This window comes from Rickettsiales bacterium (assembly GCA_033762595.1).
GTDB lineage: Bacteria > Pseudomonadota > Alphaproteobacteria > Rickettsiales > UBA8987 > JANPLD01.
In genome coordinates this window covers 1-3,737 of record JANRLM010000013.1, presented here as the reverse complement: position 1 = coordinate 3,737, position 3,737 = coordinate 1, and the positions used below count along the sequence as shown (strand labels likewise).

The window sequence follows — 3,737 nt, the reverse complement described above, 5'->3', positions numbered from 1 at the left end:
GGTTGGGGGTTTAATATTTATTTCTCCCCCTGTTTACGGGGGGAAATTAAGAGGGGGGCTAAACAGAAAACCATATTTATTTCTTTTTAAGTAAGTATAGCCCCCACCCTAACCCTCCCCCGTAAACGGGAGAGGGTATTTTATATTTCTAATTTTCAATCTTATGTGGCTAAACACTAAAATTAAAATAAATATTTGCTATTGCAAATATCACTGCAACAAATAATGCTACTGCCAAAAATTCAATAATGGTAATTAAGATTAATTTAGATTTCTCGCAGTGAATGTAATCTTCAAAAATAACTTTAATAGCGTGAGTGCTATGAGACAAATTATTAGCAAAAAACAACACTAGTAAAAGAGCATTCAATGGCTGTTTTAGCCATTCATCAACCCCTTTATAGAAACCTTTTGTTATTAGAACCATAGAAATTACAAGCCAAGGTATCAAAGCTAAATTCGCAATTGAAGACTTAAAGTGCTTAAGCCAAGCCTCAGCCCCCTGTCCTGTAGCCTTTATAGATTTTGGGTTTCTAGAGTTTTTATTCATAAAATATTTATTTTTATTATCCTAAAAATATTATAATCCAAGTGATGCTGGCAAAAATTATAGTTCCAGCGATTATTGCGTAAGCTGATTTATAGGCCGTTTCAATCTCAAAACCAATTCCTAAATCCCAACAAATATGGCGAATTTCTGAAAAAAAATAGAAAAAAAGAACAAAAGTATAAGGAATTAAAACAGCTCTTAATAATAAAACCCCTTCATCGCTATTAATTAACCAACCTAAGCATTCCAAATCTGGCATAAAAGCGTAAGCGAAAATAAAAATTGCAAACAAAATTAACATTATATAAGTTGCAACAACACTAGCCCTATGCGTTATAGACATCATAGAGGTAATCTGAGGCTTATAAATTTGTAAATGAGGAGAAATCGGCCTTTCTTTCTTCATAAAATATTTTTTTATAGTAAAATTGATTATTGATATAGATAATTACACAAATATTTGCAAATTATTATTTATTAAGGAAATAAATTTTGTTAAACCTCAGAGACCCCATGCTCTAGCTTGAATAAAATTCGATTCAACTCTTCCATTGAAGAATATTTTATCACAACTTCACCGGATTCATCTTGATTGTTTATCTCAACTTGTAGACCAGATTTTTGGGAGATTTCTTCTTCCATCATAAGTATTTCAGGCTCTTTTTCTTTAACTTCTGATGCAAGATTATCATGAGAGAATTCATTTGATAAATTATTTTCTATCACTGAAAATGCCACAACATCATTATTTTTTTTCTTTCTTGCATAAGATTTTTTTCTAGCAACCAAACCACCAGATTCCGATGTTAAACGCTTAACTAAATTTTCAGTTTGACGCACAGAATAATTTTTACTCACAACAATATTCGCCGCCTCTTCTTGGTTAGGTGCAGCTAAAATTGCCCTTGCGTGACCCGTTGAAATATCACCCGAATTTAATAATTCTTTTACATTATCAGGCAAGCTAAGAAGCCTTAGTAAATTAGTTATGTGGCTTCTGCTTTTACCAACTACATCGGCAAGTTGCTCCTGCGTGTAATTAAATTCGTTAATTAACCTTTTATAGCCTTCAGCCTCTTCAAGTGCATTAAGATTTTGCCTTTGTATATTCTCCACAAGTGCAATTTCCATCGCGGCTCTATCATCAACCTCTAGAATGATTGCAGGGATTTTATTTAGGTTTGCAAGCTTTGAAGCCCGCCAACGCCTTTCGCCAGCTATAATTTCATAGCCCTGCCCTTGCCTTTTTCTAACTAAAATCGGCTGAACAACTCCATTTCTTTTAATGGACTCCGATAACTCTATCAACTCTTCTTGATTAAATACAATTCTAGGTTGAAATCTACTTGGAAATAAATCTTTTAATTGTATTTCTTCTCGCTTGCCATTTGCCTCTGAAATTGAATTAACATCAATTTTCCTCTCAGAAATGAGTGCTGATAAGCCTTTGCCTAATCCACCGACTTTTTTCATATCTGTTGCCAAGATGTTACATTAAAAAAATTTTAATAAAATATTAACAAAATTGTAAAAATACTCTAAAATGTTAACAATTTATTAACCTTTATTGGTTACAATATAATTTATGATTAATTAGTAATGTTTTTTTTTAGCCTTGCAAGGCATAAATTATATATATTTTTGAGATATATGACCATAGATAAAATGCTAGAATTGCTTAAAAAAGCCTTTGATTTACAAGATGTTAGAACAAGTACTACGAAAGAAGGTGGCTTTTTTGGTGAGGTTGTTAAGTTGTTTGTAATTCCTGAGGCTAACTTTATTAAAGTTGCAAATGAATTTCCAATGCTAAAAAATGCTTTGAAGGCTGGTCTTTTTGGCAGAAATAAATCAAAGGGATATTTTTACACTAATAGTGCAATTTTGAGCGTTAGATCATCTGACAAAAGAAAAATTGGCGCTAAGCAATTTTTCTCAATTATGGGTGATGATAAATTTGAAAGAACTACGCTGCATGACGCACTTTGCACAATAGTTAATGTTAAGAAGCTCTGCGAGAATTTTTTACTTGATCCAAAAAAGTTAAAATATTCCATCAGACATAGAGATGGCAACCCTGAAGATGTTGTTAATTTTGTTGAGATGGATAAAAATTTATTTGGCGATACCGAGGAAGATATTAAGGAAAATATTGATTACCTAAACAAAAGAGTGAAATTTGAAAGAGGTGGGGAATATGGGACTCTTTAATGCATTTACATATACTGGCGATATAGTAGTTTTTTCTACTTGCTCTGAAACTAATGCTGGCTTTGCTGAATCTGCAAAAGGATTAAAAGACGCTTATCTTGCAAGGGTTGCACAAAGCCATAATGCTAATGTTTCTCAACGAGTTTATGAAGCACCTGTTATATCAGCAACTCCAGCTCCAGAATTTACTGGCGTTACAAATACCGCACCTAATAAACCTGCATCACCTGCAAAACCAAATACAAGACCTTCTGGTTTAATGGCGTCTGGCTTTTTATTTGGGGAAATGACTCTAGCAGATCCAGAAGCTAATCCAAATACCGGTTATGGAAAACCAAATTCAGGCAAAAGCGTTGGCGGAATCGGATAAGAGTTATTTCAAATAAAAAACCATTACATAGATTTTAGAAAATATCTGCTGTTTTTGCTATATGATTAACCCCGCATTTATTGCGGGGTTAATCATAAAACAAGCTCAAAACCTAGTTTTAAAGATTCTTTCAACCATTAACCCTGCAATAAATGCGTGGTGACAATTGGCTGTTAAGAGGTTAATGTATAGGGTTATTGAACACTATCATTTCGCTCCGCTCAACATAAGACTAAATTCAAATATCACAAATCAACCTCCAAACTCCCCTCATCTTTAACTTCGCCAATCATCATTACATCACCATTTGTGTTTGGATATTTTATATTCAGTATTCCGCCATTCATTATAATATTTACATCATTATCAACTAAGCCCTTTTTATTTGCTATAACCGCCGTTGCACAAGCACCAGTGCCACAAGCAAGGGTTTCGCCAACGCCACGCTCAAAAACCCTCATACGAATATTTTTTCTATCAATAATTTTTGCAAATTCTACATTGGTTTTCTGAGGAAAAAAATTATGACTTTCAAGTGGCTCGCCAAATTTTTTAACTTCAAAATTATCAATGTTAATAACATTAGTAAAGAACACTAAATGAGGG

General features: G+C 33.1%; 6 protein-coding genes. 2 read left to right on the top strand and 4 right to left on the bottom strand.

Annotation, left to right across the window (positions count from 1 at the left end):
- Positions 1-169: 169 nt before the first annotated feature.
- From sdhD to SFT90_00845, 3 genes are all read right to left on the bottom strand, one after another.
- A complete protein-coding gene (gene sdhD, locus SFT90_00855; protein ID MDX1949032.1) occupies positions 170-550 on the bottom strand; it encodes a succinate dehydrogenase, hydrophobic membrane anchor protein in 381 nt (126 codons plus the stop codon).
- Positions 551-566: 16 nt separating this feature from the next.
- A complete protein-coding gene (gene sdhC, locus SFT90_00850) occupies positions 567-956 on the bottom strand; it encodes a succinate dehydrogenase, cytochrome b556 subunit (GenBank protein MDX1949031.1) in 390 nt (129 codons plus the stop codon).
- A gap of 89 nt (positions 957-1,045) precedes the next feature.
- Positions 1,046-2,023 carry a ParB/RepB/Spo0J family partition protein gene (locus SFT90_00845; protein ID MDX1949030.1) on the bottom strand — a complete coding sequence of 326 codons (978 nt, stop codon included), beginning with the start codon at positions 2,021-2,023 and terminating at the stop codon, positions 1,046-1,048.
- Positions 2,024-2,200: 177 nt separating this feature from the next.
- Between SFT90_00845 and SFT90_00840 the strand changes: the two genes are divergently transcribed.
- The gene (locus tag SFT90_00840) at positions 2,201-2,761 is read left to right on the top strand and encodes a hypothetical protein (protein MDX1949029.1); all 561 of its coding nucleotides are present in this window, start codon (positions 2,201-2,203) and stop codon (positions 2,759-2,761) included.
- Positions 2,748-3,131 carry a hypothetical protein gene (locus SFT90_00835; GenBank protein ID MDX1949028.1) on the top strand — a complete coding sequence of 128 codons (384 nt, stop codon included), beginning with the start codon at positions 2,748-2,750 and terminating at the stop codon, positions 3,129-3,131. Before SFT90_00840 ends, SFT90_00835 begins: the two co-directional genes overlap by 14 nt.
- A gap of 245 nt (positions 3,132-3,376) precedes the next feature.
- Here the strand turns inward: SFT90_00835 and SFT90_00830 are convergent.
- Positions 3,377-3,737: hypothetical protein (locus SFT90_00830; protein MDX1949027.1), on the bottom strand; the 361-nt coding region annotated here is incomplete at its 5' end.